Here is a 25,212-nt window from a genome sequence, read left to right on the forward strand (position 1 = left end):
CTCCCCCAAGAAGGAGCCCGCCTTGCGGCGGCGGACCCCATATTTTCATGGATTTTCTTCTTTGGTTACGAGCTTAGCGCGAAAGTCTCGAGATCGGCAGCGTTATCGGCATTGATCAAAACACAGTCCATCAGCTGCTTTTCCTCCAGGCCAGTGGACCCGGTGCGGATATACTGATCCGCCTGCTCAACCGCGATCTGCGCCTGACGGTACGCGGGCTGAAGAACAGTCGCTTTGATACCACCTGCAAGGATGCTGTCGCGCACATCGTTAGAGCCGTCAAAACCGACAACGATCACTTCGCTGCGGCCAGCGGCCTCAAGTGCGGCCCATGCGCCCATCGCCATCGTGTCGTTGCCACAGATCACACCCTTGATGTCAGGGTTTGCCTGCAGGATAGATTCCATCTTTTCAAAGGCTTCGGTCTGGGACCAGTTCGCAGATTGCTGCGCGACCATCACCAGATCGGGGTATTGGTCGATGATGTCGTGATAGCCGGAGGACCGGATGCCCGCGTTCGTGTCCGCTTCGCGGCCCACAAGCTCAACATAGTTGCCCTCTTCGCCCATGATGTTCACGAACTCTTCGGCACCCAGCTGTGCACCTTGGTAGTTGTTTGAAACGATCTGGCTGATTGCGATACCGGATTCCTTGATTTCACGGTCAATCAGGAACGACGGGATACCCGCATCAAGCGCACGTTTTACAACGGCGACAGTTGCGTCGGCACCAGCATTATCAAGCACAATCGCGTCCGCGCCACGGGCGATGGCCGTGTCAAACAGTTCGGATTGCTTGTTTGGATCATCATCATGCACCAGCACGATGGTCTCATATCCCAGTTCTTGCGCACGCGCTTCGGCACCTACGGCTTCGGCTTTAAAGAACGGGTTGTCATGACTTGGTGTGATAATTGCGATCAGACCTTTGCCTTGTGCACGCACGATAGACGTGGATGCCAGTGTCACTGCGGCTGCAAGACCGGACACAAAAACGCGGCGGTTCGTATTCATTTTATCTCTCCTCCCAAAATGCCAGCTTTACTGAAGTAAGCGAGCTGGCCTTCACTTTTTTACAGTTTGGTCATATTGTCAACAGGTATGATGAGTAAGCGTCTTGACTTGTCTCGCCGAATGGGCGCGCGGCCATCGGACAGCGCAAAACGGCGCTGCCGCACTGGAACATCCGGTGACGTTAGCCGCGCAAACGGCTAAGGCCTTTACGGCATTTGATGATGTGAAGAGCGGCGTGGGACCAGCGTTGCAGCAGCCCCACGTTGATGGATCGCTATGTCGCGACGGGTGCGGACGTCTTCAGCGCCGCCTCAAGCCGTGACCAATCAGCCTCGGTCCCGGGCAGGCCTAGCCGTATCCATGTCTCCGAGTATGGGAAAATCCGCGTCCATATATGGCAGGCGGCCAGATCGCGCTGCGCCTTGGCCGCGTCCGGTGTTGCATAGGTCCGAAACAAGGGTGTTCCCCCAACGAGGGTCCATCCCGCATCCTGCGCCAACAGATCAAGACGGTCAGCGTCGCGCTGCAACTGTGCCCGCGTCCTGTCCGCCCAAGCGTCATCTTCAAACGCGCGCTTGCAGACTTCGATCGCCATACCCGATACCGGCCATGGGCCAACCATGTCCCTGATCTTATCCGCCACCACAGGCGTCCCCAGCACAAAGCCAAGACGCACACCGGCCAGCCCATAAAACTTCCCAAACGACCGCAGGATCACCACGTTCTCAGGCAGGTCTTGCGCCGTGCTGGCCAATGACATCTCGGGCGCAGGATCGGCAAAGCTTTCGTCGACGATCAACAGGCCGACCTGCGCGGCAAGCGCCAGCAAGGCGTCGGGTGTGTACACATTGCCATCAGGGTTGTTAGGGTTCACCACCACGGCAAGGTCATACCCCTTAAGCGCATCAAACGCTGTGACATCGTGCACGTCCCAACCGCCTGACCGCAAGGCGGCCGCGTGTTCATTATAGGTCGGCGTCAAAACTGCGGCGCGCCCGACGGGTTTCAACATTGGCACCAGTTGGATCGCCGCCTGGGCACCCGCCACGGCCACAACATCAAGCGACGTGCGATAGGCCCGCTGCGCGGCACGCTCAAGCCCGATCATACTGCCCCTCTCAGGAAGCCGCGCCCATGCCGCCGCTGATACCTGTCCCACCGGATAAGGGGCCGCATTGATACCCGTCGACAAATCGATCCAATCCGCAGGATCGCCGCCAAACTCCGCTATCGCCATGCCCATATTGCCGCCGTGGTCTCGCATTCCGTGATCCTTAAACAATCGCAAACAGCGCAATGATAGCCGCAAGCCCGACCATAGTCCGCAGATAAAGCGTAAGCCCGCGCGCGATAGACCCTGCATCCGCATGGGGGGCCGAGGCGTTCAGCCATGGCTCGTCCGCTATTCTATCGCCATAGATGCGCGGGCCGGACAGCCGCACATTCAACGCGCCCGCCATGGCGGATTCAGGCCAACCTGCATTCGGCGACCTATGGTGGCCCGCATCCCGCAGCATGACGCGAAAGGAATGGGAAGCCGTACCCGAGCACAGCGCAAAAAGCAGCCCTGTCAGCCGCGCGGGGATCAAGTTGACGAGATCATCCAGCCGTGCGGCGACCATTCCGAAATTCTCATAGCGTTCGGACCGGTGCCCGATCATTGAATCCATCGTGTTGATCGCCTTGTACCCCACCAACCCCGGCAGGCCAAAGACCAAGCCCCAAAACACCGGTGCCACGATCCCGTCCGATGCGTTCTCGGCCAGGCTTTCCAAAGATGCGCGCGCAATAGCGGCGTCATCCAGTGTCTCGGGATTGCGCCCGATGATCATCGAAACTGCGCGTCTGGCCGCGTCCGTGTCCCCCTGGCCAAGCGGCTTGGCGACGGCAACCACATGATCATAAAGCGACCGCGCCGCCAAGAACGGCCACGCAAGAACACCACCGATCACGACGCCGGCCCATCCGTCTGGCAGAATGGAGCTAAGCAAAATACACGGAAGCACCGCGCCCGTCAGGATAATGGCAACCAACCCCGCGCCACGCAGGTTTTGCACGCGCGCAGACTGGCGGGCATTGTTCATCCGCCCCTCAAGCAGAGTAATGGCGCGCCCCAGCCACGTCACCGGATGGCCTATCAGGCGAAACAGCGGCGCGGGCCATGCGAGCGCGGCCTCGATCAGAAAACCGATCAATAGGGCTGCTGCGAAACTCAACGCTCTGATCCCGTTGAAAACCGGAACACCCCGGACAGCCCTGCGCGCGTCAATACGGCTTCAGCCGCCTCAGGAACCGTTCCTGGCGCAAAGATGAACGCACGCGCTGATCCTGTATGCGCCCGCGCATGCCCCAACGCACCCAACTCCCCCGCGAGTGCCGCACTTGGGTCGCCCATTGGCCCACGCAGACGGGTCGTGCGATCTGCCGCTTCGCTGGCCAGTGTCGCAAGCTTGGCCAAGTCAGACCCGTTTGCGGCATCCGCCCAAAGCGGCACGAGGTCAGAAATATCCGCAAAATCGCTATCCGCCGGATCGGTTCTAATCGGATCGCCCAGATAGCCGCCAACAATCTCGCATAGTGGCGGGGCCTTAAACTCCGCACAGATTTCCGCACGGCGAGAGGACCAAAGCACCGTATCCGGCTGGGACAGCATCAAAGGATCCGTCGCACCTTCGACCCGCAAACATGCCGCTGGCAGCAACGCCTCATCCGCGCCTGCCGCCCGCGCCAGCGCAATCAGGCTGGCCGTAGACGACCCGGCCCCCACGCCAGGCACCACATTTCGAGATAGCATAAAATCACCGCTCGGCGGTTTTCCAACAGCGGCTAGCAAAGCTTTCAACTGGTCTTGGGTCACCGCAGCCACGCCCGAATGGTGCAACCGCAAATCCGAGGCGGGCGTATAGGTTGCTTGCGCATAAAGCACATCACAGGTCATCGTTATCACAACCACCGGCCCGTCCGGCCCAAGCCGCCCCTGCAACCATTCACCGAAATGCCCAGCAGCCCTGCCAGTACGCCCGATTGGCTGAGTGTTTTCGCTAAACATCTGCATGTGATTGCTCAAATCAGAACTACCTTATCAAGATCAAGTCATATTAATCATTGGACATGAAACGACAACCGCCAAGACGGCAGATTTGCGCGGCACGTTAAGGATGGCCGGACCCGTGAGCATAATTTGTCAAACGATCCGCGAGACGGCCGACCACGATGTGCAGCGCCACAGTCAGACAGGCCAGCACGATCAGGCTTGCGAACATCAGATCAATTTTGGCGCGGCCATTGGCGAGCAGCATCAGGTACCCCAGCCCTTTGGACGCGCCCACCCATTCGCCAATCACGGCCCCAATCGGGGCATAGACCGCAGATAACCGCAGCCCTGTGCCAAGGCTGGGCAACGCGCTTGGTATCTGGACATGGCGCATGAAATGATATTTCCCTGCCCCCATGGTGACCGACAAATCATGATAGCCGCGATCAAGACGCGTCAGACCATCATGAAACGCCGAGGCCACGGGGAAATAGATGATAAGAACACTCATCACGATCTTTGACCCCATGCCGTAGCCAAACCAAAGCGTCAGCAACGGGGCCAGTGCAAACACCGGCACCGCTTGGGTAAAGACGAGAAGCGGCAGCATCAGCCGCTCGGCGGTTTTCGACAGCGCCAGATGGATCGCGGTCGCAGCGCCCAGCACGGTGCCAAGCGTCAGACCCAACAGAACCTCAACGATGGTCACCCACGCGTTTTCCGCAATGATCGCACGGCTGTGATAGGCCGCCTGCGCCACGCGCCACGGCGAGGGCAGGATGAAATGCGGCGCGTTTGTCAGCATCACAACGGCCTGCCATAGCGCCAACCCCAGCAAGACCGCCATCAGAATGTCGCGCCCCCTCATGCGGCGACCCCTCGTAAATGCGCCAACAGACGGGTTTGACAGGCAAGGGTTTGCGTATCGTCGATGGCGCGCGGGGCGGCAGTGTCGGGCAATGGCCAGCGCGTTGTCCCTTGGGCGGACATGATTATAATCCGGTGCCCTAAACGGGTCGCCTCTGACGGGTCGTGCGTCACTAAAAGTACGGTGCGCCCGTGCAAAACCTCGGCGGCCAAGTCCTGCATATCTGCGCGGGTCCCCGCATCAAGGGCTGAAAACGGCTCGTCCAGAAACACGATCGGGCGGTCCTCGAACAAGGTCCGTGCAAGGGCGGCGCGCTGGCGCATCCCGCCAGACAATGTGTTTGGCTTGCTCCCTAGGTGATCTGCCAGCCCGACCCGTGCCAACAGATCAGCGGCACGGGCTGCGTCTGGAGCCTCACCGCGCAGGCGGGCACCGATGCAGACATTTTCCAACACTGACAGCCATGGCAACAGCAGGTCCGACTGCGCCATATAGCTGATGCGCCCCGCCAAAGCCGCCCCATCCGTGGCCGTAATACGACCCGTGAACCGCCCGCCTGTTTCCAGATCAAGGATCAGCCGCAGGATGGTGGATTTCCCCACACCGGATCGCCCCAGCAGACAGGTCCACTGGCCGCCGGGCAGTTGGATATCGGCATCAAACAACAGCCGCCCGTCAATGTGGTGCTGTCCTGCAAAACTGATCCCCGGCGGCACGGTCATTGGCCGCGCAATCCCATTTGCCAAAACCCGATCTCTAGCGTCGTGGCCGTCGTGAACCGGTTCTGCAACACAGCAGCGCGGGGGGATGTGGCAAGTTCACCGATACGCCGTGCAACAGCGTCATCGATCATCGCGCCGACCGATGCGCACAGCGATTGATAGCCGGGATCAGCATAGGTGTTGATCCAATCGGCATAGGGCGTATCGGGGTTCTTATCCCGCGCCAGCCGCAGACCGATTTCACCATAGCCCATTACACAAGGGGCCAATGCCGCCATCAGATCAAGGAAATCACCCTGATGCCCAGCATCCAGCACATAGCGCGTATAGGCCAGGTTTTCAGACGCCTCAGCCGCGTCAAAAAGCATCTGCTCGTCGATGCCCACTGCGGCGCAGGTTTGAACATGCAGCGCCATTTCGTGATTGACGAGCGCATCAACGGTGGCTGAACAAACCTTAATCTCGTCCAGCGTTTCGGACTTCACCACGCCCAGCGACCACGCCCGCGCGAAATGCACCAAAAAGACATAGTCCTGCACCAGATAATGCAGGAACGCGCGGCGCGGCAGTGACCCGTCGCGCAGCCCTTCAACAAAAGGATGGTGGGTATAGTCCCGCCACGGCCCTGCCGCCTTGGCCCGCCAATGGGCAAAGGTCTTGCCATAGTCGGGGGCCATCAATCCGCCGTCACATCAATGGCGATCTCAGACACGGGGTTCTGGCTTGGGATCAACCCGGCTTCATTCAAAAACGTCTCGAACGCGGCATAGCGCCCGGCATCCATGGCGGCGGGGCGCAGCGCGAAACGTGGGATGGTATCGGCCCATGCCAATGCGTTCAGCTCGTCTTGCAATTCGGCCGAGGTGCCGGAAAATAGCGCCCAGCTTTCTTGGGGGTTGTTCACGATATACTGGGTCGCCTGTTCGGTCGCGGCCAGAAAACGGGCGATCATATCCTTGTCCATGCTGTCGCTATTGGCAACATAGATCAGCTCGTCATAGGATGGCAGGCCTTCTTCCTCGACAAAGAAACAGGTGCCTTCAATCTCTTCGATGTGCATCTGGTTCAGCTCAAAGTTCCGGAACGCGCCAATGACCGCATCCACCTGACCAGACATCAGCGACGGCGACAGCGACCAGTTCACGTTGACCAGTTCAACGGCATCCGGCGCGACCCCGTTGTGGCGCAAGATCGCGCCCAGAACCGCCTCTTCCACACCGCCCACGGAGAACCCCACCTTTTTTCCGGCCAAATCCGCAGGGGATTTGATCGGCCCATCTGCCAGTACCAAAAGACAGTTAAGCGGCGTCGCAACCAAGGTGCCGACCCGCTTGAGAGGCAGACCTTCGTGGATTTGCAGGTGCAGTTGCGGCTGATAGGAAATTGCCAGATCCGCCTTGCCAGCCGCCACCAGCTTGGGCGGGTCGGACGGGTCGGCTGGCGCGATGGTCGTCACGTCGAGATCCTGATCGGCAAAGTAACCTTTTTCCTGCGCAATAATGATCGGGCCGTGGTTGGGGTTCACGAACCAATCCAGCAGCACGGTCATTTCATCAGCGGCGATCAAGGGCGATGCCGCCAGCGATAGTGCGACGGTGAACGAGGGTAGTTTCATGTGGTTTGCCTTTCAAAGGGTACTGTGTCGCCAGCGGCAACAAGGGAGATTTCGCCAGCCCAATAGGACCGTAGATGTGTGGCAGCCTGCCAGGCCCGCAGACCGGATCGGCATGCAAAGACGGCGCGTCTGCTTTGTTCTGGAGGCGCGTTTTGCTGCTGGGTGAATTGCGCGACGGTCATGCGCTGCGCGAAGGGGGTGATGGACAGAGGTGCCTCAGCCGCATCACGCAGTTCCACGACAAAATCAGACACCGCGATGGCGGATGCTGCGATGAAACCAAGCGCGGTGTCAGGCTCGGGTGCGGTATCAAAACGAAAACCGCCCATACGAAAGCTGTGCATGTCAAAGCTGATCAATTGCCCCAGCGGGGACGGTGATTGCCCGATCAGACAGGCAATCGCCATCTGCGCCTGCGCCGCCCCGATCAGCCCCACTGTTGGCCCCATGACCCCCGCCGTGGCGCAGCTGGCCGCGCGGTCCGGCAGGTCCGGAAACACAGCGCGCAGCGACGGGGCCGTGCCGCAAAACCCGCCTACATAACCCGCAAACCCCAACACCGACGCGCTGATCAACGGGATGCCCGCCGCGCGGCAAGTATCAGACAGAATATAGCTGACGGCGAAACTGTCGGCGCAATCCAGCACAAGGGTGCTGCCCGCCACCAGCTGCGGCGCATTTGCGGGGTCAAGCGGCAGCGGAACGGTCACTATTTCACACTCGGCATTCAGACGGCGTAGGCTTGCTGCCGCTGCCTCCACCTTCAGCTGGCCAATATCGGTTTCGCGAAACAGAACCTGACGGTGCAGATTGCTGAGCGAGACATGATCGCCGTCAACAAGGGTCAGATGCCCGACACCCGCGCCCACCAGATACTGAAGCACCGGCGCGGCCAGCCCGCCTGCCCCCACAACCAACACACGGGCCGCGCGCAGGCGCGCCTGCCCGGCAGGACCAACCTCGGCAAGGGTTTCTTGGCGGATGTACCTGCTCATCGTGTCGCCACCAGCCATGCGCGAACCCGAGCCTCGGGGCTGTCATGCAACGTGATGTCCGTCACCGCCGCGACCACATCCGCCCCGGCGGCAAAGGCCCCCGCCGCACGGTCGATGTTCATGCCGCCAATGGCAATCAACGGCGTATCCCCGATTGCGGCACGCCATGTGGTCAGCTTTTCCACACCTTGCTGATGCCATTTCATCTGTTTCAGGATCGTGGGGTATATCGGGCCAAGCGCGATGTAATCGGGGCGCAAGTCCAGCGCGCGGGCAAGCTCGGCCCTGTCATGGGTGCTGATCCCAAGGCGCAGGCCCGCGCTTTGAATGGCGGCCATATCCGCATCATCAAGGTCTTCCTGACCCAGGTGGAGATAGGTGCATCCCTCGTCAATCGCGATGCGCCAGTAGTCATTGATGATCAGCGTACAATCATGTTCCGCACAGATCGCTTTGGCGCGGCGAATATGATCGCGCAGCACCTTTGGGCGGACGTCTTTCATCCGCAGTTGCACCAGCTTGATGCCAAGCGGCACAAGACGTTCCAACCAGTCGGCACTGTCAAAAATGGGGTAAAACCGATCCAGCGTCATTCCAGGAACGCCTTTCCGATCACGGGCGTGGACGGGGCCGCCATATCGCGCGGCTCCATCGGGTCGGCGATATGAGCAAGCTGCCCGGCGCTGACCGCCATCGCAAAAGCCTCGGCCATTGCCGCAGGATCGCCCGCCTTGGCCACGGCAGTGTTCAACAACACCGCGTCAAAACCCATCTCCATCGCTTGCGCGGCCTGCGATGGCAGCCCAAGACCCGCATCAATCACCAACGGCACATCAGGGAAATGCGCACGCATGGCCCGCAACCCGAAAAGATTGTTCAACCCCAAACCCGATCCGATGGGCGCGCCCCATGGCATCAGCACCTCGCATCCCGCCTGCAACAGCTTGTCCGCGACCACCAAATCCTCGGTGGTGTAGGGGAATACCTGAAAACCGTCTTCGGTCAGAATGCGCGCCGCTTCGACCAAGCCGAACACATCCGGTTGCAGGGTGTCTTCCTCGCCGATCACCTCAAGCTTGATCCACTTGGTGTCGAATACCTCGCGCGCCATATGCGCGGTGGTCACAGCCTCTTTGACCGAATGGCACCCTGCAGTGTTGGGGAGAATGTGAACGCCAAGGCCCTGCACTAATGTCCAAAAATCCTGCCCCCCGCGGTCCTGCCCGCTTTCGCGGCGCAGGGAGACCGTCGCCACGCTTGCGGCGCTGCGCGTGAATGCATCGGCCAAAATCGCGGGCGACGGGTATTGTGCCGTGCCCAGCATCAGGCCGTTGGCCAGCGTCGTGCCGTAAAAATCACGCATCCCCTAGCCCCCCTGCATCGGAGCGAGGACTTCAACGCGGTCGTCTGAGGCCAAGACATGGTCCGCGCGCGCTGGTGCGGCGACGAAACTGCCGTTCACCGCCGTCGCAACCTTGGCACCGCCAAAGCCGGTTCGTTCAAGCAGGTCAGCCAAGGTCGCGGCCTCGACCTCGATCGCTTCGCCATTAAGCAGCAGTTTCATGCAATATCTCCGGTATTTTATTGTCACAAATCAGCTCGGTCACCATCCGCGCCATCGCAGGGGCCAGCAGAAACCCGTGCCGGTACAGCCCGTTGGCACAGATCAGATTTCCCCTGCGGCTGATGCGGGGGAGGTTGTCGGGAAAGGCAGGGCGGCTATCGACGCCGATCTCGACCACCTCTGCCTCTCCAAACGCAGGGTTCAGCGCATAGGCAGCGCTGAGCATTTCGAGCAGGGATCGAGTGGTGACACGTTGGCCGTTTCCGCCTTCGATCATCGTCGCCCCGACCATAAACACTCCGTCCCCGCGCGGCACGATGTAGAGCGGAACACGCGGATGCAGCATGCGTATGGGGCGGTTGAGTGTGACCTCGGGACAGGACAGGATCAGCATCTCGCCCTTAACGCCGCGCAGGTCGGTGACGCGGTCTCGGGCCTGAAAACCCCGACAATCTATGGTTAGCCCGCGCTGCGCTAAATCATCCGGATTGGCATCTCCCACCTCAAACGCCGCACCATCCGCAACCAGACCCGCACGCAATTGCGCCAAAGCCTCGCGCGGGGCCAGATGTGCCTCGTTCTCAAAGAACAAGCCCTTGGTAAAACGGCCCGCCAAATCAGGCTCCAGCAGCGATATCTCATCCGCGTCAACTTCGCGAAACGCTTGTGTGCGGCGGGCAAAGCGGTTGAGGTCTGCCCGGTCTCGGGCCGGTGAAACAACCAGCGTCCCGCTGCGGTGCACGGCACCAATGTTCGCCGCCCACCAATCCGCAGCCTCTTGGCCCAAACGCACAACGGGTTCTTCGGCGCTTTCGCCCTCGCAATAGGGGGCAAGCATGCCCCCTGCCCACCACGAACACGCCTGCGGGCCTAGGGCCGCATTGCGATCCACGATCCTGACATCGGCCCCCCGATCCAACAGTGCGCGGGCCACGCATAGCCCCGCAACGCCCGCGCCTATGATCGTGATCTTCCCCATTACCACTGGCCGTAAAAATGGTGCACGGGGCCATGGCCCTTGCCGATCTGCAACTGGTCAGCCGCTGAAATTGCGCCCTGCAAATAGCGGTGCGCGACCCACACCGCGACGTCCAGCTCCAACCCCTTGGACAGGTTCGCCGCAATCGCCGCAGAATAGGTGCACCCTGTCCCGTGGGTATTGCGCGTCGCCACCCGGTCTGCGGCCAGCGTCGCCAAGATGCCGCTTTCGTCGACCAAAACATCTGTGCAGGTGTCGCCCTCGGCATGGCCGCCCTTCATCAAAACCGCGCCGGGCCCCATGCTGAGCAGCCGCATCGCTTGCGCGGCCATGTCATCTGGGGTGCGGGCTGGTGCCTCGCCCAACAGCTGCGCCGCTTCGGGCAGGTTCGGGGTCACCAGCGTCGCAAGCGGCAAAATCTTGTCGATCATCGCGTCTATGGCCGACCGCTGCAGCAGCGTGTCACCCGTTTTGGCGACCATGACCGGATCAACCACAATAGGCCCCGCGAACCCCGCAATGCCCTTTGCAACCACATCAATGATGGGCACGGAAAACAGCATACCCAGCTTGATCGCACGTACATCAATGTCTGACAGAACCGCCTCGATCTGGGCCGCCACCAAATCTGCGGGCACCTCGTGAATGGCGGTGACGGTCGTCGTGTTCTGCGCGGTGATGGCGGTGATAACGCTGGCACCATAGCAGCCGTTCGCCGACATCGCCTTTATATCAGCCTGCACGCCAGCACCGCCGCCACTGTCCGAGCCGGCGATTGTCAGGGCGATGGGGGTTTGGGGTATCATTGCGCACATGTCTCCGTTTGGGCGGGACGTACGGACGCAAGAAAGAGCCTGCGATGTCATTCGCAGAATACCCGTTCCCTACGCCGGTATGACCCGGATCAGGTTCGACGGGTCGGTGCATGCACCTCTCAGCCCTAAGGCCCCCCGACGGATAATATTTCTGGTAGCTGACGACCTTAAAAAGCGCCGACTACACTCAAGGGCGGACGCTAGTTCGGCGCTTCCAAGACTGCAATAGGCTTTTGTGTAAGACTGCCGTTAATTCTGGGAAGGGCTTGGAGCCAAAGGTCAAGAACCAAACAGGCCTCAAGTAGCCGAAGGCGGTGGGCCAAGGAGCAGAATGGTGCGGGCGGTGGGACTCGAACCCACACGGGCACAAGGCCCAACAGATTTTAAGTCTGGTATGTCTACCATTCCATCACGCCCGCAGCGACGCGCACAATAGCTTGGTTGCCGGCAGTGTAAATGGTCAGATGTCGTCTCCGACCGGTCCAAGTGGCGCACCTTTGGCCAAAAGTGCGGCTTCTGACAGCCACGGGTTGTTTTCGACGGCAACAAGCAGCTGCGCGCGGGCCTCGGGGATGCGGCCAAGCCTCATCAGGGTCAGCGCCCTGCCCGCCTGTGCAGCCACGTGCAACGGCTGTAGTTCCAACGCAATATCCAGATCAATCAATGCGTTATCATAGTCTTCGCGCAGAAAATGGATATAGGCCCGTTGATTGTACCCTTCGGCATAATCCCCGCAATAGGCCACTAGGCGATCAAAATCAGCCAGCGCACCGACAAAGTCGAAAACATCGCGCTTGCGCATGCCGCGGTTCAACACTTCTTGGGCAGCGGCATCAGGTGCCCGCAGCCACACCTCCCACATCTCATTTGACAGGGCCTGCCCTTGGCGAAAATCACTGGCAGCTTGAGACTTTTCAAAAAGCTGCGTCAGCTCGGCTGTGATATCAGGCGGCGGCGGACAATCTGCTGCGAAAGCAGGGCCACAGATCAAAACAAGGGCAAATGAAAGGCGCATGCCCCAGTGGAGCGCAGCCGCCCCGTTTCAGTCAAGTCACATCTGCGAGCATGATTTCCTTAACCGCCTCCATCGCCACGTAGGTCGATGTATTGGACACGTAGGGCAGCGTGGTAATCGTTTCGCCCAGAAAATTCCGATAGGCGGCCATATCGCGGGTCCGTACCTTGAGCAGATAATCAAAGCTACCCGCAATCATATGAACCTGTTCGATCTCATGGACCTTAAGGACGGCGGCATTAAACGCCTTGAGCGCGACTTCCCGCGTGTCGCTCAGCCGGACCTCGACAAATGCAACGTGGTCCAGCCCTAGCCGGATCGGGTCTAGCAGCGCGCGATAGCCCAGAATAACGCCAGCAACTTCTAGCCGGCGCAGACGCGCCTGAGTGGGCGATTTGGACAGGCCGATCCGCTTGGCCAGATCAGTGATGCTAATCCGGCCATCTTCGGCCAGAACCGTTAGAATCGCCGCGTCAAAGCGGTCCATCTTGAAATCATCATTTGTCACGTCGAACACCCAATTTTAAATCGGTTTGCCTAGCAAATAGCGGGCAATCAGTCACTCTTACTTCAAATTGCGCGCTAGACTAGTCCAATTAAACATAGGAGCCCAAAATGGCACGTGATTCTTCCCCGATTTTGCGTCATCAAATCGATGCAGGCACCTACGCCGATCAGGAACATGTTCTGCGTGAACTGATCCGAAACAGCCAGTTGTCGCCTGAAGATCGGGTAGAGATCACCAAAGACGCCGCAGATATCGTGCGTGCCATTCGCAGCCACACCGCCCCCGGCCTGATGGAAGTGTTCCTTGCTGAATACGGCCTGTCCACGGATGAAGGCGTGGCCCTGATGTGTCTGGCCGAGGCGCTGTTGCGCGTGCCGGATGCCGATACCATTGATGCGCTGATCGAGGATAAAATCGCCCCCTCCGACTGGGGTCGCCACATGGGGCATTCGACATCGCCGCTGGTGAATGCATCGACTTGGGCGCTGATGCTGACAGGGCGCGTTTTGGATGATGAACAACCCGGCCCCGTGCGCCACATCCGCGCAGCGATCAAACGTCTGGGCGAACCCGTGATCCGCACCGCCGTCAGCCGCGCGATGAAGGAAATGGGCCGCCAGTTTGTGCTGGGGGAAAACATCAACGCCGCGATGGAACGCGCCAAAGGCATGGAGAAAAAGGGATATACCTATTCCTATGATATGCTGGGCGAAGCGGCCCGTACCGAAGCCGATGCCAAACGCTATCACCTCAGCTATAGCCGCGCGATTTCAGCCATTGCGGTGGCCTGCACCCACAAGGACAGCCGCAAAAACCCCGGTATCTCTGTCAAATTATCCGCGCTGCACCCCCGTTACGAGGTGGCACAAGAAGCATCCGTTATGCGCGATCTGGTGCCGCGTCTGCGTGCGCTGGCCCTACTGGCCAAATCCGCAGGCATGGGGCTGAATGTCGACGCAGAGGAGGCCGACCGTCTGGGTCTGTCCTTGGATGTTATCGAAAAAGTGCTGTCCGAGCCTGCATTGTCTGGTTGGGCCGGTTTTGGTGTTGTTGTGCAGGCCTATGGCCCCCGCGCGGGCGTTGTGATTGACGCGCTTTATGACATGGCCATCCGCCACGATCGCAAGATCATGGTCCGTCTGGTTAAGGGTGCCTATTGGGACACCGAAATCAAACGCGCACAGGTCAAAGGCGTCGATGGTTTCCCTGTCTTCACCCAAAAAGCGGCAACTGACGTCTCCTATATCGCGAATGCGCGCAAATTGCTGAACATGACCGACCGGATCTATCCGCAGTTCGCCACCCACAACGCGCACACGGTCGCCGCCGTTTTGCACATGGCGGAAGACAAGGAAAAATTCGAATTCCAGCGCCTGCATGGTATGGGCGAAACGCTCCATAACATCGTCATGGAAAAACACGGTACCCATTGCCGGGTCTATGCCCCTGTGGGGGCGCATAAAGATTTGCTGGCTTATCTGGTCCGCCGCTTGCTGGAAAACGGGGCGAACTCCAGCTTTGTGAACCAGATCGTTGACGAAGATGTCTCCCCCGAAGAAGTTGCCGCCGACCCGTTCGAAAACCTGTCTGACGCCGCTATGCAAATCCCGACCGGACCCGACCTGTTCCAGCCGACGCGCGTGAACTCGCTGGGCTTCGATCTGACCCACACCCCCACGCTGGATATGATTGAATCCGCCCGCGCCCCGTGGAGAGCACATCGTTGGGCTGCCACCCCGCTGATCGCTGCCGAGGCAAAGCCGAAGAAAGCCGTGCGTTTGCAAAACCCTGCCGCCGCAGGCCGCAGCCCCGGCACCGTGCGCAATGCATCAGACGCCGATGTGAAAACCGCCTTTGACAAGGCGCAAATCTGGGATGCCCCGCTGCAAACCCGCCAAGAGGTGCTGCTGAAAGCCGCTGATATGCTCGAGGCGCATTACGGCGAAATCTTTGCGCTGCTGACCCGCGAAGCTGGCAAAAGCCTGCCCGACTGCGTTGGCGAACTGCGCGAAGCCGTTGATTTCTTGCGCTATTACGCCTCGCAAGCAACCAACGTGCCGCCCGCTGGCGTCTTTACCTGCATTTCGCCGTGGAACTTCCCGCTGGCGATTTTCTGTGGGCAGGTCAGCGCCGCCTTGGCCGCTGGCAACGCCGTGCTGGCGAAACCTGCCGAACAAACCCCGCTGATCGCGTTCCTAGCCGTGTCGCTGCTGCACGAGGCTGGCGTCCCGCGCGATGTCTTGCAATTGCTGCCCGGTGGCGGCGATGTGGGCGCGGCGCTTACCTCTGATCCTCGGGTAAACGGTGTGGCTTTCACCGGCTCGACCGCGACGGCGCTGAAAATCCGCCAATCGATGGCAGACCATTGCGCCCCCGGCACCCCGCTGATCGCCGAAACCGGCGGGCTGAACGCCATGATCGTCGACAGCACCGCCCTGCCCGAACAAGCCGTCCAAGCCATCGTGGAAAGCGCGTTCCAATCCGCCGGGCAACGCTGTTCCGCCCTGCGCTGCCTCTATGTCCAAGAGGACATCGCCAAAGAGCTGATCGAGATGATTGAAGGCGCGATTGAGGTCATGGTCATGGGCAACCCGTGGGCTATTTCGACCGATATCGGCCCCGTCATCGACGAGGCCGCCCGCAAAACCATCGCCGACCACATCGACACGGCCCGCACTGAGGGTCGCGTGATCGCCGAAACGGTGGCCCCGACCGAAGGCACGTTCATTCCGCCCACCATGATCCGCATCAACAGCATCTCGGACCTGAAGCGCGAGATTTTCGGCCCCGTGCTGCACATCGCAACCTTCAAATCCACGCAGTTGAACAAGGTGATCGATGACGTCAACGCCACCGGTTACGGCCTGACCTTTGGCCTACAAACCCGCATCGACGACCGGGTGCAGCATGTCTCTGAACGGATCGAGGCAGGGAATATCTATGTGAACCGCAACCAGATCGGCGCCATCGTCGGATCGCAACCCTTTGGTGGCGAAGGCCTTTCTGGCACCGGCCCCAAAGCGGGCGGCCCGAACTATCTGCTGCGTTTCGACGTGCCGGATATGAAATCGGTAGATGAAACATGGGGCGGGTCGCAATCAACCCTGCCCAAGCTGCCGGATCATATCGGCGCTGTGATTGACACGGTCACCTTGCCCGGACCAACGGGCGAAACGAACCGTCTCAGCTCAATGCCGCGGCCGGCATTGTTGTGCATGGGGCCGGGCACAGCCACCGCCACCGAACAGGCCCGCGCAGTCTCGGCGCTTGGCGGCGACACGCTCGAACTGACAGGCCAGATCGACATCGCCTCCCTTGCGGAGGGGCCCAGCTATGGCGGTATCTTGTGGTGGGGCGACGCAGAAACCGCGCGCGCCATCGAACAGGCACTGGCCAAACGGGACGGCCCGATTGTGCCTCTGATCCGCGGCCTGCCAGATACGGCCCATGTCCGCGCCGAACGGCACCTGTGCGTGGATACCACGGCCTCTGGTGGCAACGCGAAACTGCTGGGCGCTGCCGGATAAAACCTCTACCGGCGGGCGATCTTGATTGCCCGCCGAACCGCCAATGGCGGCGTTGCCAGCACAGGCACGCCAATATCCATCAAATAGGGGGCCGCCCCCTGCATCGACGCTTGCGCCAGAACGATGCAATCGGTCTGTGGGGCGGCAACCATCGCAGCCCCCACCGACTGCGCAATCGCACGGTTGAAACCGAGCATATCACCTGCTTCAAAATACGGCCACGCGTCTTCACAAAACACGACATCCGGCACGGTCCCTTTGTTGCAGTCCTGAAACAACGCGACACTCGGGCCACGCGTGCTTTCCAGACAAATCGCCAACATCACTGACCGATGGGATGCAGCCTCCTCCATCGCCGGTCGGTCGATGCGCAACACGTTGTCGCCGCCCAAGCGTTCAACCAGCGCGCCCAAGGTCGAACAGGTGCACAGCACCGTATCGTCCTGCGTAAACTGCTCAAGCACTGCGGCCACATCTGCCGCCACAGCCTCGATCCCGTCGGTCTGGGCGCGCGATAATAAATCCTCGCGGACGATATGCTCCAGCGCGCCATCCCACCCTTCGGCGACGAAAAGCCGGGTGAACCCGTCCACATGGCTTTGTCCCGTGTGCAAACATGTGATCGTCATTCGATACCCCGCCTCATCCAAAGTCTTGACCCTGCCCCAGCGATGGCTAAGGGTCGCGTCATGTTTCCAATCCGCGACCATAACCCATCCGGGCGCACACCCTATGTGACCTACCTGCTGATGGCGGTGAACATCGGCGTGTTTCTAAGCTATGTCAGCTTGATGAACGATCCCCGGGCGATCAACCTTTTCTTTTACAACTGGGCGCTTTTGCCGGAACGCGTGACCATGGGCGGCGGATATACTGGCGTCTTCACGTCGATGTTCCTACACGGTGGATGGATGCATCTGGCCGGTAACATGCTGTTTCTATACATTTTTGGCGACAATATCGAAGACGAGATGGGCCATATGGGATATCTGGGATTCTATCTTGCCTGCGGTATCTTATCGGCGGCCGCCCATGTAATCTCGGCCCCGATGTCGGGCGTGCCGACCGTGGGCGCGTCGGGGGCCATCGCGGGCGTGATGGGCGGCTACCTGCTGCTCTACCCCAAGGCCAAAGTCGATGTTCTGATCATCTTTATCGTATTTTTCCGCATTCTACCGATCCCCGCGTGGATCATGCTGGGCCTGTGGTTGGGCATGCAATTTATCGGCGGCGTCGGCGCGGACCCATCGTCGGGCGGCGTGGCCTATTGGGCGCATGCAGGCGGTTTTATCGTCGGTGTGGTCCTGACCATCCCGATCTGGCTGCGCTTGGGCGGGCCAAGGTTCTGGTCACAAACCCAAGGGCATCCGCCCCACCCCGATGCGACCTATCGAACACGGCGCAGCCATATCCCAAAGGTGAAGCGCAAATAACGCGCCCCATCAGTTGATAGGTAAATCAACGCCGGTTTTCCAAATGGACTTAAATCCTCGCCGAAGGCATCCCGCCCCCGGCAACGCAATCAGCCGCGTGCGACTTTTGCAAATCCGTTGAACAGCGCCTCGTTCGAGCAAACGATCTCACCGTCGGCAAGGATGTCACCCGCTGGGTTCAGTGGCTCCACCATACCACCCGCTTCGCGCACGATCAGCATGCCCGCAGCCAGATCCCAAGAATTCAGGCGGCGCTCCCAATAGCCGTCAAAACGGCCCGCAGCGACATAGGCCAAATCCAGCGAAGCAGACCCCCAGCGACGCACACCAGCGCAGACGGGCAGCATCCGCCCCAATTCACGCAGGGTATCTGGCAAATCGGAACGCCCGGCAAAGGGCAGGCCCGTGGCGAAAATGGATTCGATCATCCGGTGACGGCCAGACACACGCAAACGCATGTCGTTCATCCAGGCACCGGCCCCTTTTTCAGCAAAGAACATTTCGTCCTTGGCCGGATCAAACACAACGCCCGCAACGATCTGGCCCTTGTGCTCCAATGCGATCGAGATCGCCCAATGTGGCAAACCATGGAGGAAGTTCGTCGTGCCGTCCAGCGGGTCAACAATCCAGCGGCGTGTGGGGTCTTGGCCCTCGTCTTCGCCACCTTCCTCGGCCAACCAGCCATAGGTCGGGCGCGCGCCCATCAATTCTTCTTTGATGATCTTTTCGGCCTGAATGTCGGCGCGGCTGACAAAATCACCGGCCCCTTTTCTGGACACCTGAAGGTTCTCTACCTCACGGAAATCCTTGACCAGCCCACGGCCAGCGCGCCGCGCGGCCTTGATCATGATATTTAGATTTGCACTGCCAACCATTTTCCGCGCCCTTCATTCAATCAGCCCTCCCTTTAAGCCCGCAAGCCCAGATTGCCAAGGGCCTCATTGTCAAAGGACCGTCAGGGTAAACATCGCTCTGACGCAACGTGTCGGTTGAACCTGCCTTGCGCCGTTAGGGTTTCCAGATACGGTACCCCTGAGGATTTAAATGGAGGACCCCGAAATGACCGATACAATGAAACATATCGTCTTGGCATCGCGCCCCGATGGCGCGCCCACAGCCGATAACTTTCGCCTAGAGGAATCCGCCGTGCCCACGCCGGGCGACGGCGAAGTGCTGGTGCGTGTACATTACATGTCGCTTGACCCTTATATGCGCGGTCGCATGGATGATGCGAAATCCTATGCCGCCCCCGTGCCCATCGGCGGCACCATGGAAGGCGGATCAGTTGGCGAAGTGATCACCTCCAACAGCCCCGACTTTAAACCGGGCGATTTTGTCTTCGGCATGTTCGGCTGGTCCACCCATGGCGTGCAGCCTGCCAAAATGCTGCGCAAGGTTGACCCCGCACAGGCCCCGATCACCACATCATTGGGTGTCTTGGGCATGCCCGGCTTTACCGGCTGGCAGGGTCTGATGGAATACGGCCGCCCCAAAGCAGGCGAAACGCTAGTCGTTGCTGCTGCTACCGGCCCTGTCGGGTCCATGGTCGGCCAGATCGCCAAGGCGCACGGTTTGCGCGTCGTAGGCATTGCGGGCGGTGCAGATAAATGCGCCACGGCCAAAGACCATTTCGGCTTTGATGAATGCCTTGATCACCGCGCTTATCCGGATGCAAAATCCCTGCGCGCCGCCTTGAAAGAAGCCTGCCCCAAAGGCATCGACATCTATTTTGAAAACGTCGGCGGCAAAGTGCTTGAGGCCGTGATGCCCCTGATGAACCCCCATGGCCGCATCCCGATTTGCGGCATGATCGCTTGGTACAACGCAGGTGGCTTGGGTGCCAACGCAGCCGAAGAAGCGCTGACCGCCCCCAAACTGTGGCGCACGATCTTGGTGAACTTCCTCAGCGTGAACGGTTTCATCATCTCGAACCACTGGGGCAACTTCCCCAACTTCCTCAAAGAAGTCGCACCAAAGGTCGCGGATGGTTCAATCGCTGTCCAAGAAGACATCACCGAAGGTCTGGAAAACGCACCGCAAGCGTTCATGGATCTGCTGACCGGTGGCAACAACGGCAAGGCCATCGTCAAGGTCGTCTAAGCCCGTCGGGTGGGGATCATCCCCACCCGATCTCTAGCTCTGCTGAAGCTTGCGCGCCTCTTGCCCAGCAAGTTTCAGCAGTTTTTCCATATAGGGCTTGCCCAAATCATCCTGCCGCACCGCTGCATACAGCCTGCGCGTGATCCCGCTCTCGGTCAGCGGCCGCGTGACGTAGTCGCTACTGTATTTCACCTCGCGCACCACCCAATCCGGCAGCACCGACACCCCGCGATTGGACGCAACCAACAGCAAAATCACCGCCGTCAATTCCACCTGCCGGATCGCCAAAGGCTCGACCTTAGCCGGGATCAGCAACTGGCTGAACACGTCCAGCCGCGTCCGCTCCACCGGATAGGTAATCAATGTCTCGGCACGAAAATCCTGCGCCTCGACGTAGGGCTTGGCGGCTAACGGATGCGTGCTGGCCGCGACAAACACCGGACTGTAATCAAACAGCTCAACAAATTCGACGCCGGGTAATTCTTCGGGGTCTGACGACACCACCAGATCAACCTCTTCGCGCAGCAATGCAGGCAAGGCATCAAAGGCCAGACCGGGGCGAATATCCACATCCACATCCGGCCATAGCTTGCGAAACTGCTCCAGAACCGGGAACAGCCATTCAAAACAGGCGTGGCATTCAATCGCGATATGCATCCGGCCTGTGCTGCCTGCCCGCAGCCCCATAAATTCGGCCTGCGCCGCCTCCAGCTGCGGCAACACCTGCTGCGCCAGCTTCAGCAGCCGCAACCCTGCCGGTGACAGCTTCAACGGCTTGGACCGGCGCACAAACAGCTCGACGCCTGCCTGATCCTCAAGCCCCTTCACCTGGTGGGACAGTGCCGATTGGGTGATGTTCATCTGCTCGGCAGCACGCGCCAGACCACCTGCCTTGTGAATGGCCTGAATGGTACGCAAATGGCGGAACTCAATATGCATATGAGGCGTTCCTCATGTTGAAGATGAAAGTTATGAGTTTGTTTCACAACTAAATCTGTGCGACAAGACATGAAAGCCAGAACAGGAACCTAAAAATGCCCAGCCCCGCCGTCTCTTTCGAAGTGTTCCCACCCAAGTCCGTCGATGCGTCGTTCCGGCTTTGGGACACCGCGCAGGCACTGGCCCCTTTGTCACCGCGTTTCTTTTCCGTCACCTATGGCGCGGGCGGCACGACCCGTGATCTGACCCATGATTCCGCCCATGTTCTGCGCCGCACCTCGGGCCTGCCCGTTGCCGCGCATCTGACCTGCGTTGGGGCCAGCAAGGCCGAAACCATGGACGTCGCCAACAGCTTTGCCGAGATCGGCGTGACCGATATTGTGGCGCTGCGCGGCGATCCTGAAAACGGGGCCAAGGTATTTACCCCGCATCCCGACGGCTTTGCCAACAGTGTCGAACTGATCGAAGCTTTGGCCGCCACGGGCAAATTCACCCTGCGCGTCGGGGCCTATCCTGAACCGCACCCCGAAAGCGTGGATCAGGCGCAAAACATCGAATGGCTGAAACGCAAGTTCGACGCCGGCGCGGACGAGGCGATCACGCAGTTCTTCTTTGACGCCGACACCTTTCTGCGGTTCCGCGATGACTGCGCGGCGGCTGGCATCACCAAAACCATTACACCGGGCATTATGCCGATCACCAACTGGAAATCCGCCCGAGGCTTTGCCACACGCTGTGGCACCCAAGTGCCAACATGGCTGGACGACGCCTTTGAAACCGCGATCCGCGATGACCGCCACGATCTGCTGTCAACTGCGCTGTGCACCGAAATGTGCAGCACGCTGGTGGATGAGGGCGTTGAAAACCTGCATTTCTACACGCTTAATCGCCCCGAACTGACCCGCAGCGTCTGCCGCGCCTTGGACGTCACAGCCCAAACAACCCTGTCGGACGTGGCGTAAGACCAAAGACGTCTTGCCCTAGACCTCCAAATTCAACAAGCTTCTCCGGCACGCAACTGCCGGAGATTTTTTATGCCACGTGTCGCCAACGGCCCCCAAGACCTGCTCCCCCGCGAAGAAGCGCTCAAGCTGTCGGGTCTTGAATTCATGCAGAAAATTCTGGACGGCACCAACCCCGGCCCGCCCATTGGCCAAACCATGGGCTATATCATTCACGAAGTTGCCGAAGGCCGCGCTGTGTTTCGCGGTGCGCCCGAGTTCAACGTGACAAACCCCTTGGGCACGGTGCATGGCGGCTGGTATGGCACATTGCTTGATTCAGCGATGGCCTGTGCGGTGCAAACCAAAGTGCCACGCGGCTCGATCTACACAACGCTCGAATATAAAATCAACATTCTGCGCGCCATTCCCTTGGGCACCCAGATCGAATGCATCGGCACGGTTGACCACGTGGGCCGCTCCACCGGCATCGCCCATGGCGAAATCCGTGGCATCGAAGATGGCAAACTCTACGCCACAGGCTCCACCACCTGCATCGTCATGCAAATAGTAAAATAACCCGCCTGCTTCTCTGGCTCAAAAATATCCCGGGGGTGGCCCGTCAGGGCCGGGGGCAGCGCCCCATTCTCCCCCTCGATCTAAAAACCGCCGCCTATTCTGCCGCGATGGCCTGATCCTTCAGCAGCGCCCAAACCTTATGCGGCGTGAACGGCATATCCGCCTGACGCACACCACGGTCCCATAACGCATCTTGCACCGCATTCGACACAGCCGCCAATGCGCCAACAGTGCCCGCTTCACCGCAACCTTTCATCCCCATCAGGTTCGCGGTCGAGGGCACGGGTTCAGAGTTGAACGTGATAAAGGGCACATCCGCCGCGCGGGGCATCGCGTAATCCATAAAAGACGCCGTGAGCAACTGGCCGTCCTCGTCATAGACGACGTGCTCTTGAATGGCCTGCCCGATGCCTTGGACAACCCCGCCATGCACTTGGCCCGCGGCCAGCATCGGGTTGATCAGATTGCCGAAATCATCGACCACAGTATAGCTGTCCACCGTCACCACGCCCGTCTCGGGGTCGATCACCACCTCTGACACATGCGCCCCGTTGGGATAGCTGCGCCCGGGCAATGTCGCGCGTTCATGATGTACCAACAGGTCGTCACGGCCTTTTTCGCGGGCCAGATCGGCGACCTCCAGCATTGTGGGTGTCATGTTAGACCCCTCCGCGCGGAACCGTTCATCGTCAAAGCTGATCTCGGATGCAGGCACGCCCATTTCGTCGGCCAGAAACGCGGTAAAGACTTCGGTCATCTTGGCAACCGTTGCCAAGGTCGCCGTGTTCTGCGTCGTGACGGATCGTGACCCGCCGGTGCCGCCGCCTTGCTTGATCAAGTCGCTATCGCCTTGGATCACATGGATCAACTCGGCTGGGATACCCGTCTGATCCGATAGGAACTGCGCATACACCGTTTCGTGCCCCTGCCCGTTCGACTGTGTACCGACGTAGATGAACACGGTGCCATCTTCGTTAAACTCGACCTTCGCGCCCTCTGACGGGTCGCCAAGGATGCTCTCGATATAATAGCACAGCCCCTGCCCCCGCAGCAGCCCCTTGGCCGCATCCGCAGCCTTGCGCGATTCAAACCCGTCGCGGTCAGCCTCGACCGCGGCGCGGGTCAGCAGGCGGTCAAATTCACCCACGTCATAAGTCTCGCCGGTGGCAGAGGTATAGGGAAACTGGTCCGGCTTGATAAAGTTGATGCGGCGCAATTCCCATGGGTCCACGCCCAGCTCGCGCGCAGCGCGGTCCATCAGGCGCTCCAAGACATAGATCGCCTCGGGCCGGCCAGCACCGCGATAGGCGTCAACCTGCACCGTGTTGGTATAATACCCTTCGACCTGCAGCCAAGTGGTCTGCACGTCGTACACACCCATCAAGACCCTGCTGAACAGCGTCGCCTGAATGGGTTGGCCGAACTGGCTGTTATAAGCACCAAGGTTACATTTTGTGCTGACCCGGTAGGCTGTGATCTTGTTGTTCTCGTCAAATGCAAATTCGGCCAGCGACGTCAGATCGCGCCCGCCATTATCGCTCAGCATCGCTTCGGTCCGGTCCGACATCCAACGCACCGGGCGTCCCACAACCCGCGCCGCCTGCGCCACCGAGAAATATTCAGGATAGGCCATCGCCTTCATGCCAAAGCCGCCACCGGTATCGGGGTTCGTCACCCGCACCTGTTCGTCTTCCAACGCAAACACACGTTTCAGGTTGCCCTTGTGGACCCAAACCCCCTGGCCATTGTTAGACACGTGCAGCTTGCCGTCTTCCCACTCGGCATAGCAGCCGCGCGGCTCAAGCGAATTGACGATGATCCGGTTATCGCCCACATCAAGGCTGACGGTCTTGGCCGCCGCATCGAATGCCTTTTGCGTGGCTTCCTCATCGCCCAGCCCCCAGTCAAAGGCCAGGTTATCAGGCGCTTCTTCGTGCAGGGCCTCACCGCCCCGCTCCAGCGTCATATGTGTGGGCAAATCATCCACATCCAGCAGGATCAATTCAGCCGCATCGCGGGCTTGATCCAGGGTGTCTGCGATCACGATGGCCACCGGTTCGCCCACAAAGCGAACACGCCCTTTGGCCAGCATCGGGCGCAGCGGCTTGGCACCGTCCGTGCCATCACGGTTTTTCAAAATTGCACCATCCATGGAAATATCCATGCCTGACGCCTCCAGATCATCGATGGTCAGCACCGCGTGTACCCCATCGGCCTCGCGCGCATCAGACACGTCAAGCGATGCAATCACCCCATGCCCGACGGGCGAGCGATAGAAATAAGCATGCAGCGAATTTTCAGGCGCAATATCATCGACATAGCGCCCTTCGCCCGTCAGAAACCGCAGATCTTCAACCCGCTTGACCGGCTGGCTTTTTCCGAACTTATCCATCTGCGCGCATCCTTTGGAAATCCATCATCTGTTGATGCCGACATTAGCCCCGAAAAACCTGATGTCCAGCCGCCCACGGGCAAAACACCACGTCGGCCCCCGCGCCCAAGTTTTCCGCCCGCCAGCCTTCCCCTTTGCGCCTTGCTCCGCTAGATCATCATCAAGTTTAAAGA

At 59.9% G+C, this 25,212-nt stretch carries 25 protein-coding genes, 1 tRNA gene and 1 riboswitch; of the genes, 5 read left to right on the forward strand and 21 right to left on the reverse strand.

Annotation, left to right across the window (positions count from 1 at the left end; all coding sequences use genetic code 11):
• Window positions 1-65: 65 nt before the first annotated feature.
• The 17 genes from WNY39_RS05840 to WNY39_RS05920 form a co-directional block, all read right to left on the reverse strand.
• On the reverse strand, window positions 66-1,013 hold the full coding sequence (locus WNY39_RS05840) for a D-ribose ABC transporter substrate-binding protein (RefSeq protein ID WP_341234129.1): 948 nt from the start codon (window positions 1,011-1,013) through the stop codon (window positions 66-68).
• A gap of 274 nt (window positions 1,014-1,287) precedes the next feature.
• Complete coding sequence (gene cobD / locus WNY39_RS05845) at window positions 1,288-2,277, reverse strand: threonine-phosphate decarboxylase CobD (protein WP_342844717.1); 990 nt, start codon at window positions 2,275-2,277, stop codon at window positions 1,288-1,290.
• A gap of 10 nt (window positions 2,278-2,287) precedes the next feature.
• A complete protein-coding gene (gene cbiB / locus WNY39_RS05850) occupies window positions 2,288-3,229 on the reverse strand; it encodes an adenosylcobinamide-phosphate synthase CbiB (RefSeq protein WP_342844718.1) in 942 nt (313 codons plus the stop codon).
• The gene (locus WNY39_RS05855) at window positions 3,226-4,068 is read right to left on the reverse strand and encodes a hypothetical protein (protein WP_342844719.1); all 843 of its coding nucleotides are present in this window, start codon (window positions 4,066-4,068) and stop codon (window positions 3,226-3,228) included. The genes cbiB and WNY39_RS05855 overlap by 4 nt, the downstream gene beginning before the upstream one ends.
• Window positions 4,069-4,165: 97 nt before the next feature.
• Window positions 4,166-4,915, reverse strand: a complete 750-nt coding sequence (locus tag WNY39_RS05860; RefSeq protein WP_342844720.1) for an ABC transporter permease — start codon at window positions 4,913-4,915, stop codon at window positions 4,166-4,168.
• A complete protein-coding gene (locus WNY39_RS05865; protein WP_342844721.1) occupies window positions 4,912-5,637 on the reverse strand; it encodes an ATP-binding cassette domain-containing protein in 726 nt (241 codons plus the stop codon). Before WNY39_RS05865 ends, WNY39_RS05860 begins: the two co-directional genes overlap by 4 nt.
• Window positions 5,634-6,314, reverse strand: coding sequence for a thiaminase II (tenA, locus tag WNY39_RS05870; protein ID WP_342844722.1), 681 nt, complete (start codon window positions 6,312-6,314; stop codon window positions 5,634-5,636). The genes WNY39_RS05865 and tenA overlap by 4 nt, the downstream gene beginning before the upstream one ends.
• Entirely contained in the window at window positions 6,314-7,252 is a 939-nt protein-coding gene (locus WNY39_RS05875) for an ABC transporter substrate-binding protein (protein WP_342844723.1), read from the reverse strand. Before WNY39_RS05875 ends, tenA begins: the two co-directional genes overlap by 1 nt.
• Window positions 7,249-8,265: a HesA/MoeB/ThiF family protein gene (locus WNY39_RS05880; protein WP_342844724.1), complete on the reverse strand. Its 1,017-nt coding sequence runs from the start codon at window positions 8,263-8,265 to the stop codon at window positions 7,249-7,251. Before WNY39_RS05880 ends, WNY39_RS05875 begins: the two co-directional genes overlap by 4 nt.
• Window positions 8,244-8,840, reverse strand: a complete 597-nt coding sequence (locus tag WNY39_RS05885) for a thiamine phosphate synthase (protein WP_342844725.1) — start codon at window positions 8,838-8,840, stop codon at window positions 8,244-8,246. The genes WNY39_RS05880 and WNY39_RS05885 overlap by 22 nt, the downstream gene beginning before the upstream one ends.
• On the reverse strand, window positions 8,837-9,610 hold the full coding sequence (locus WNY39_RS05890) for a thiazole synthase (protein WP_342844726.1): 774 nt from the start codon (window positions 9,608-9,610) through the stop codon (window positions 8,837-8,839). The genes WNY39_RS05885 and WNY39_RS05890 overlap by 4 nt, the downstream gene beginning before the upstream one ends.
• A gap of 3 nt (window positions 9,611-9,613) precedes the next feature.
• A complete protein-coding gene (gene thiS, locus WNY39_RS05895) occupies window positions 9,614-9,811 on the reverse strand; it encodes a sulfur carrier protein ThiS (protein WP_342844727.1) in 198 nt (65 codons plus the stop codon).
• On the reverse strand, window positions 9,795-10,790 hold the full coding sequence (locus WNY39_RS05900) for an FAD-dependent oxidoreductase (protein ID WP_342844728.1): 996 nt from the start codon (window positions 10,788-10,790) through the stop codon (window positions 9,795-9,797). The genes thiS and WNY39_RS05900 overlap by 17 nt, the downstream gene beginning before the upstream one ends.
• Window positions 10,790-11,596 (reverse strand): bifunctional hydroxymethylpyrimidine kinase/phosphomethylpyrimidine kinase, encoded by an 807-nt coding sequence (gene thiD, locus WNY39_RS05905; protein ID WP_342844729.1) that lies wholly within the window; start codon window positions 11,594-11,596, stop codon window positions 10,790-10,792. The genes WNY39_RS05900 and thiD overlap by 1 nt, the downstream gene beginning before the upstream one ends.
• A 58-nt stretch (window positions 11,597-11,654) precedes the next feature.
• A riboswitch (TPP riboswitch) is annotated at window positions 11,655-11,753 on the reverse strand.
• 184 nt (window positions 11,754-11,937) lie between these two features.
• A tRNA-Leu gene (locus WNY39_RS05910) sits at window positions 11,938-12,024 on the reverse strand.
• 41 nt (window positions 12,025-12,065) lie between these two features.
• Window positions 12,066-12,620, reverse strand: a complete 555-nt coding sequence (locus tag WNY39_RS05915) for a hypothetical protein (RefSeq protein WP_342844730.1) — start codon at window positions 12,618-12,620, stop codon at window positions 12,066-12,068.
• A gap of 31 nt (window positions 12,621-12,651) precedes the next feature.
• Window positions 12,652-13,107 carry an Lrp/AsnC ligand binding domain-containing protein gene (locus tag WNY39_RS05920; RefSeq protein WP_219579913.1) on the reverse strand — a complete coding sequence of 152 codons (456 nt, stop codon included), beginning with the start codon at window positions 13,105-13,107 and terminating at the stop codon, window positions 12,652-12,654.
• A 128-nt stretch (window positions 13,108-13,235) separates the two neighbouring features.
• Between WNY39_RS05920 and putA the strand changes: the two genes are divergently transcribed.
• Window positions 13,236-16,655: a bifunctional proline dehydrogenase/L-glutamate gamma-semialdehyde dehydrogenase PutA gene (putA, locus tag WNY39_RS05925; RefSeq protein WP_342844731.1), complete on the forward strand. Its 3,420-nt coding sequence runs from the start codon at window positions 13,236-13,238 to the stop codon at window positions 16,653-16,655.
• Between the two features lie 5 nt (window positions 16,656-16,660).
• On the opposite strand, the gene WNY39_RS05930 is transcribed toward putA, so the two are convergent.
• Window positions 16,661-17,284 carry a hypothetical protein gene (locus WNY39_RS05930; protein ID WP_342844732.1) on the reverse strand — a complete coding sequence of 208 codons (624 nt, stop codon included), beginning with the start codon at window positions 17,282-17,284 and terminating at the stop codon, window positions 16,661-16,663.
• 60 nt (window positions 17,285-17,344) lie between these two features.
• On the opposite strand from WNY39_RS05930, the gene WNY39_RS05935 reads away from it, so the two are divergent.
• Window positions 17,345-18,088: a rhomboid family intramembrane serine protease gene (locus WNY39_RS05935; protein WP_342844733.1), complete on the forward strand. Its 744-nt coding sequence runs from the start codon at window positions 17,345-17,347 to the stop codon at window positions 18,086-18,088.
• Window positions 18,089-18,177: 89 nt separating this feature from the next.
• On the opposite strand, the gene WNY39_RS05940 is transcribed toward WNY39_RS05935, so the two are convergent.
• Window positions 18,178-18,963: an inositol monophosphatase family protein gene (locus WNY39_RS05940; RefSeq protein WP_341234111.1), complete on the reverse strand. Its 786-nt coding sequence runs from the start codon at window positions 18,961-18,963 to the stop codon at window positions 18,178-18,180.
• A 184-nt stretch (window positions 18,964-19,147) separates the two neighbouring features.
• Here WNY39_RS05940 and WNY39_RS05945 point away from each other — a divergent pair, with 184 nt between their 5' ends.
• A complete protein-coding gene (locus tag WNY39_RS05945; RefSeq protein ID WP_341234110.1) occupies window positions 19,148-20,188 on the forward strand; it encodes an NADP-dependent oxidoreductase in 1,041 nt (346 codons plus the stop codon).
• 33 nt (window positions 20,189-20,221) lie between these two features.
• On the opposite strand, the gene WNY39_RS05950 is transcribed toward WNY39_RS05945, so the two are convergent.
• The gene (locus WNY39_RS05950; RefSeq protein WP_342844734.1) at window positions 20,222-21,127 is read right to left on the reverse strand and encodes a LysR family transcriptional regulator; all 906 of its coding nucleotides are present in this window, start codon (window positions 21,125-21,127) and stop codon (window positions 20,222-20,224) included.
• Window positions 21,128-21,222: 95 nt separating this feature from the next.
• Between WNY39_RS05950 and metF the strand changes: the two genes are divergently transcribed.
• Both metF and WNY39_RS05960 read left to right on the forward strand, forming a co-directional pair.
• Window positions 21,223-22,089: a methylenetetrahydrofolate reductase [NAD(P)H] gene (gene metF, locus WNY39_RS05955; RefSeq protein ID WP_342844735.1), complete on the forward strand. Its 867-nt coding sequence runs from the start codon at window positions 21,223-21,225 to the stop codon at window positions 22,087-22,089.
• Between the two features lie 72 nt (window positions 22,090-22,161).
• Entirely contained in the window at window positions 22,162-22,647 is a 486-nt protein-coding gene (locus WNY39_RS05960; protein ID WP_342844736.1) for a PaaI family thioesterase, read from the forward strand.
• 94 nt (window positions 22,648-22,741) lie between these two features.
• Here WNY39_RS05960 and WNY39_RS05965 read toward each other — a convergent pair whose 3' ends face one another.
• Window positions 22,742-25,039: a xanthine dehydrogenase family protein molybdopterin-binding subunit gene (locus WNY39_RS05965; protein WP_342844737.1), complete on the reverse strand. Its 2,298-nt coding sequence runs from the start codon at window positions 25,037-25,039 to the stop codon at window positions 22,742-22,744.
• Window positions 25,040-25,212: the final 173 nt, after the last annotated feature.

Source organism: Sulfitobacter sp. AS59, from assembly GCF_038899995.1.
In the GTDB taxonomy this organism is placed as follows: domain Bacteria; phylum Pseudomonadota; class Alphaproteobacteria; order Rhodobacterales; family Rhodobacteraceae; genus Sulfitobacter.

Bases quoted from the DNA above. Each gene is read 5' to 3' on its own strand.
- WNY39_RS05840 (WP_341234129.1), bottom strand. From the start codon at position 1,013: ATGAATACGAACCGCCGCGTTTTTGTGTCCGGTCTTGCAGCCGCAGTG.
- cobD (WP_342844717.1), bottom strand. From the start codon at position 2,277: ATGCGAGACCACGGCGGCAATATGGGCATGGCGATAGCGGAGTTTGGC.
- WNY39_RS05855 (WP_342844719.1), bottom strand. From the start codon at position 4,068: ATGCAGATGTTTAGCGAAAACACTCAGCCAATCGGGCGTACTGGCAGG.
- WNY39_RS05860 (WP_342844720.1), bottom strand. From the start codon at position 4,915: ATGAGGGGGCGCGACATTCTGATGGCGGTCTTGCTGGGGTTGGCGCTA.
- WNY39_RS05865 (WP_342844721.1), bottom strand. From the start codon at position 5,637: ATGACCGTGCCGCCGGGGATCAGTTTTGCAGGACAGCACCACATTGAC.
- tenA (WP_342844722.1), bottom strand. From the start codon at position 6,314: ATGGCCCCCGACTATGGCAAGACCTTTGCCCATTGGCGGGCCAAGGCG.
- WNY39_RS05875 (WP_342844723.1), bottom strand. From the start codon at position 7,252: ATGAAACTACCCTCGTTCACCGTCGCACTATCGCTGGCGGCATCGCCC.
- WNY39_RS05880 (WP_342844724.1), bottom strand. From the start codon at position 8,265: ATGGCTGGTGGCGACACGATGAGCAGGTACATCCGCCAAGAAACCCTT.
- WNY39_RS05885 (WP_342844725.1), bottom strand. From the start codon at position 8,840: ATGACGCTGGATCGGTTTTACCCCATTTTTGACAGTGCCGACTGGTTG.
- WNY39_RS05890 (WP_342844726.1), bottom strand. From the start codon at position 9,610: ATGCGTGATTTTTACGGCACGACGCTGGCCAACGGCCTGATGCTGGGC.
- thiS (WP_342844727.1), bottom strand. From the start codon at position 9,811: ATGAAACTGCTGCTTAATGGCGAAGCGATCGAGGTCGAGGCCGCGACC.
- WNY39_RS05900 (WP_342844728.1), bottom strand. From the start codon at position 10,790: ATGGGGAAGATCACGATCATAGGCGCGGGCGTTGCGGGGCTATGCGTG.
- thiD (WP_342844729.1), bottom strand. From the start codon at position 11,596: ATGATACCCCAAACCCCCATCGCCCTGACAATCGCCGGCTCGGACAGT.
- WNY39_RS05915 (WP_342844730.1), bottom strand. From the start codon at position 12,620: ATGCGCCTTTCATTTGCCCTTGTTTTGATCTGTGGCCCTGCTTTCGCA.
- WNY39_RS05920 (WP_219579913.1), bottom strand. From the start codon at position 13,107: ATGGACCGCTTTGACGCGGCGATTCTAACGGTTCTGGCCGAAGATGGC.
- putA (WP_342844731.1), top strand. From the start codon at position 13,236: ATGGCACGTGATTCTTCCCCGATTTTGCGTCATCAAATCGATGCAGGC.
- WNY39_RS05930 (WP_342844732.1), bottom strand. From the start codon at position 17,284: ATGACGATCACATGTTTGCACACGGGACAAAGCCATGTGGACGGGTTC.
- WNY39_RS05935 (WP_342844733.1), top strand. From the start codon at position 17,345: ATGTTTCCAATCCGCGACCATAACCCATCCGGGCGCACACCCTATGTG.
- WNY39_RS05940 (WP_341234111.1), bottom strand. From the start codon at position 18,963: ATGGTTGGCAGTGCAAATCTAAATATCATGATCAAGGCCGCGCGGCGC.
- WNY39_RS05945 (WP_341234110.1), top strand. From the start codon at position 19,148: ATGACCGATACAATGAAACATATCGTCTTGGCATCGCGCCCCGATGGC.
- WNY39_RS05950 (WP_342844734.1), bottom strand. From the start codon at position 21,127: ATGCATATTGAGTTCCGCCATTTGCGTACCATTCAGGCCATTCACAAG.
- metF (WP_342844735.1), top strand. From the start codon at position 21,223: ATGCCCAGCCCCGCCGTCTCTTTCGAAGTGTTCCCACCCAAGTCCGTC.
- WNY39_RS05960 (WP_342844736.1), top strand. From the start codon at position 22,162: ATGCCACGTGTCGCCAACGGCCCCCAAGACCTGCTCCCCCGCGAAGAA.
- WNY39_RS05965 (WP_342844737.1), bottom strand. From the start codon at position 25,039: ATGGATAAGTTCGGAAAAAGCCAGCCGGTCAAGCGGGTTGAAGATCTG.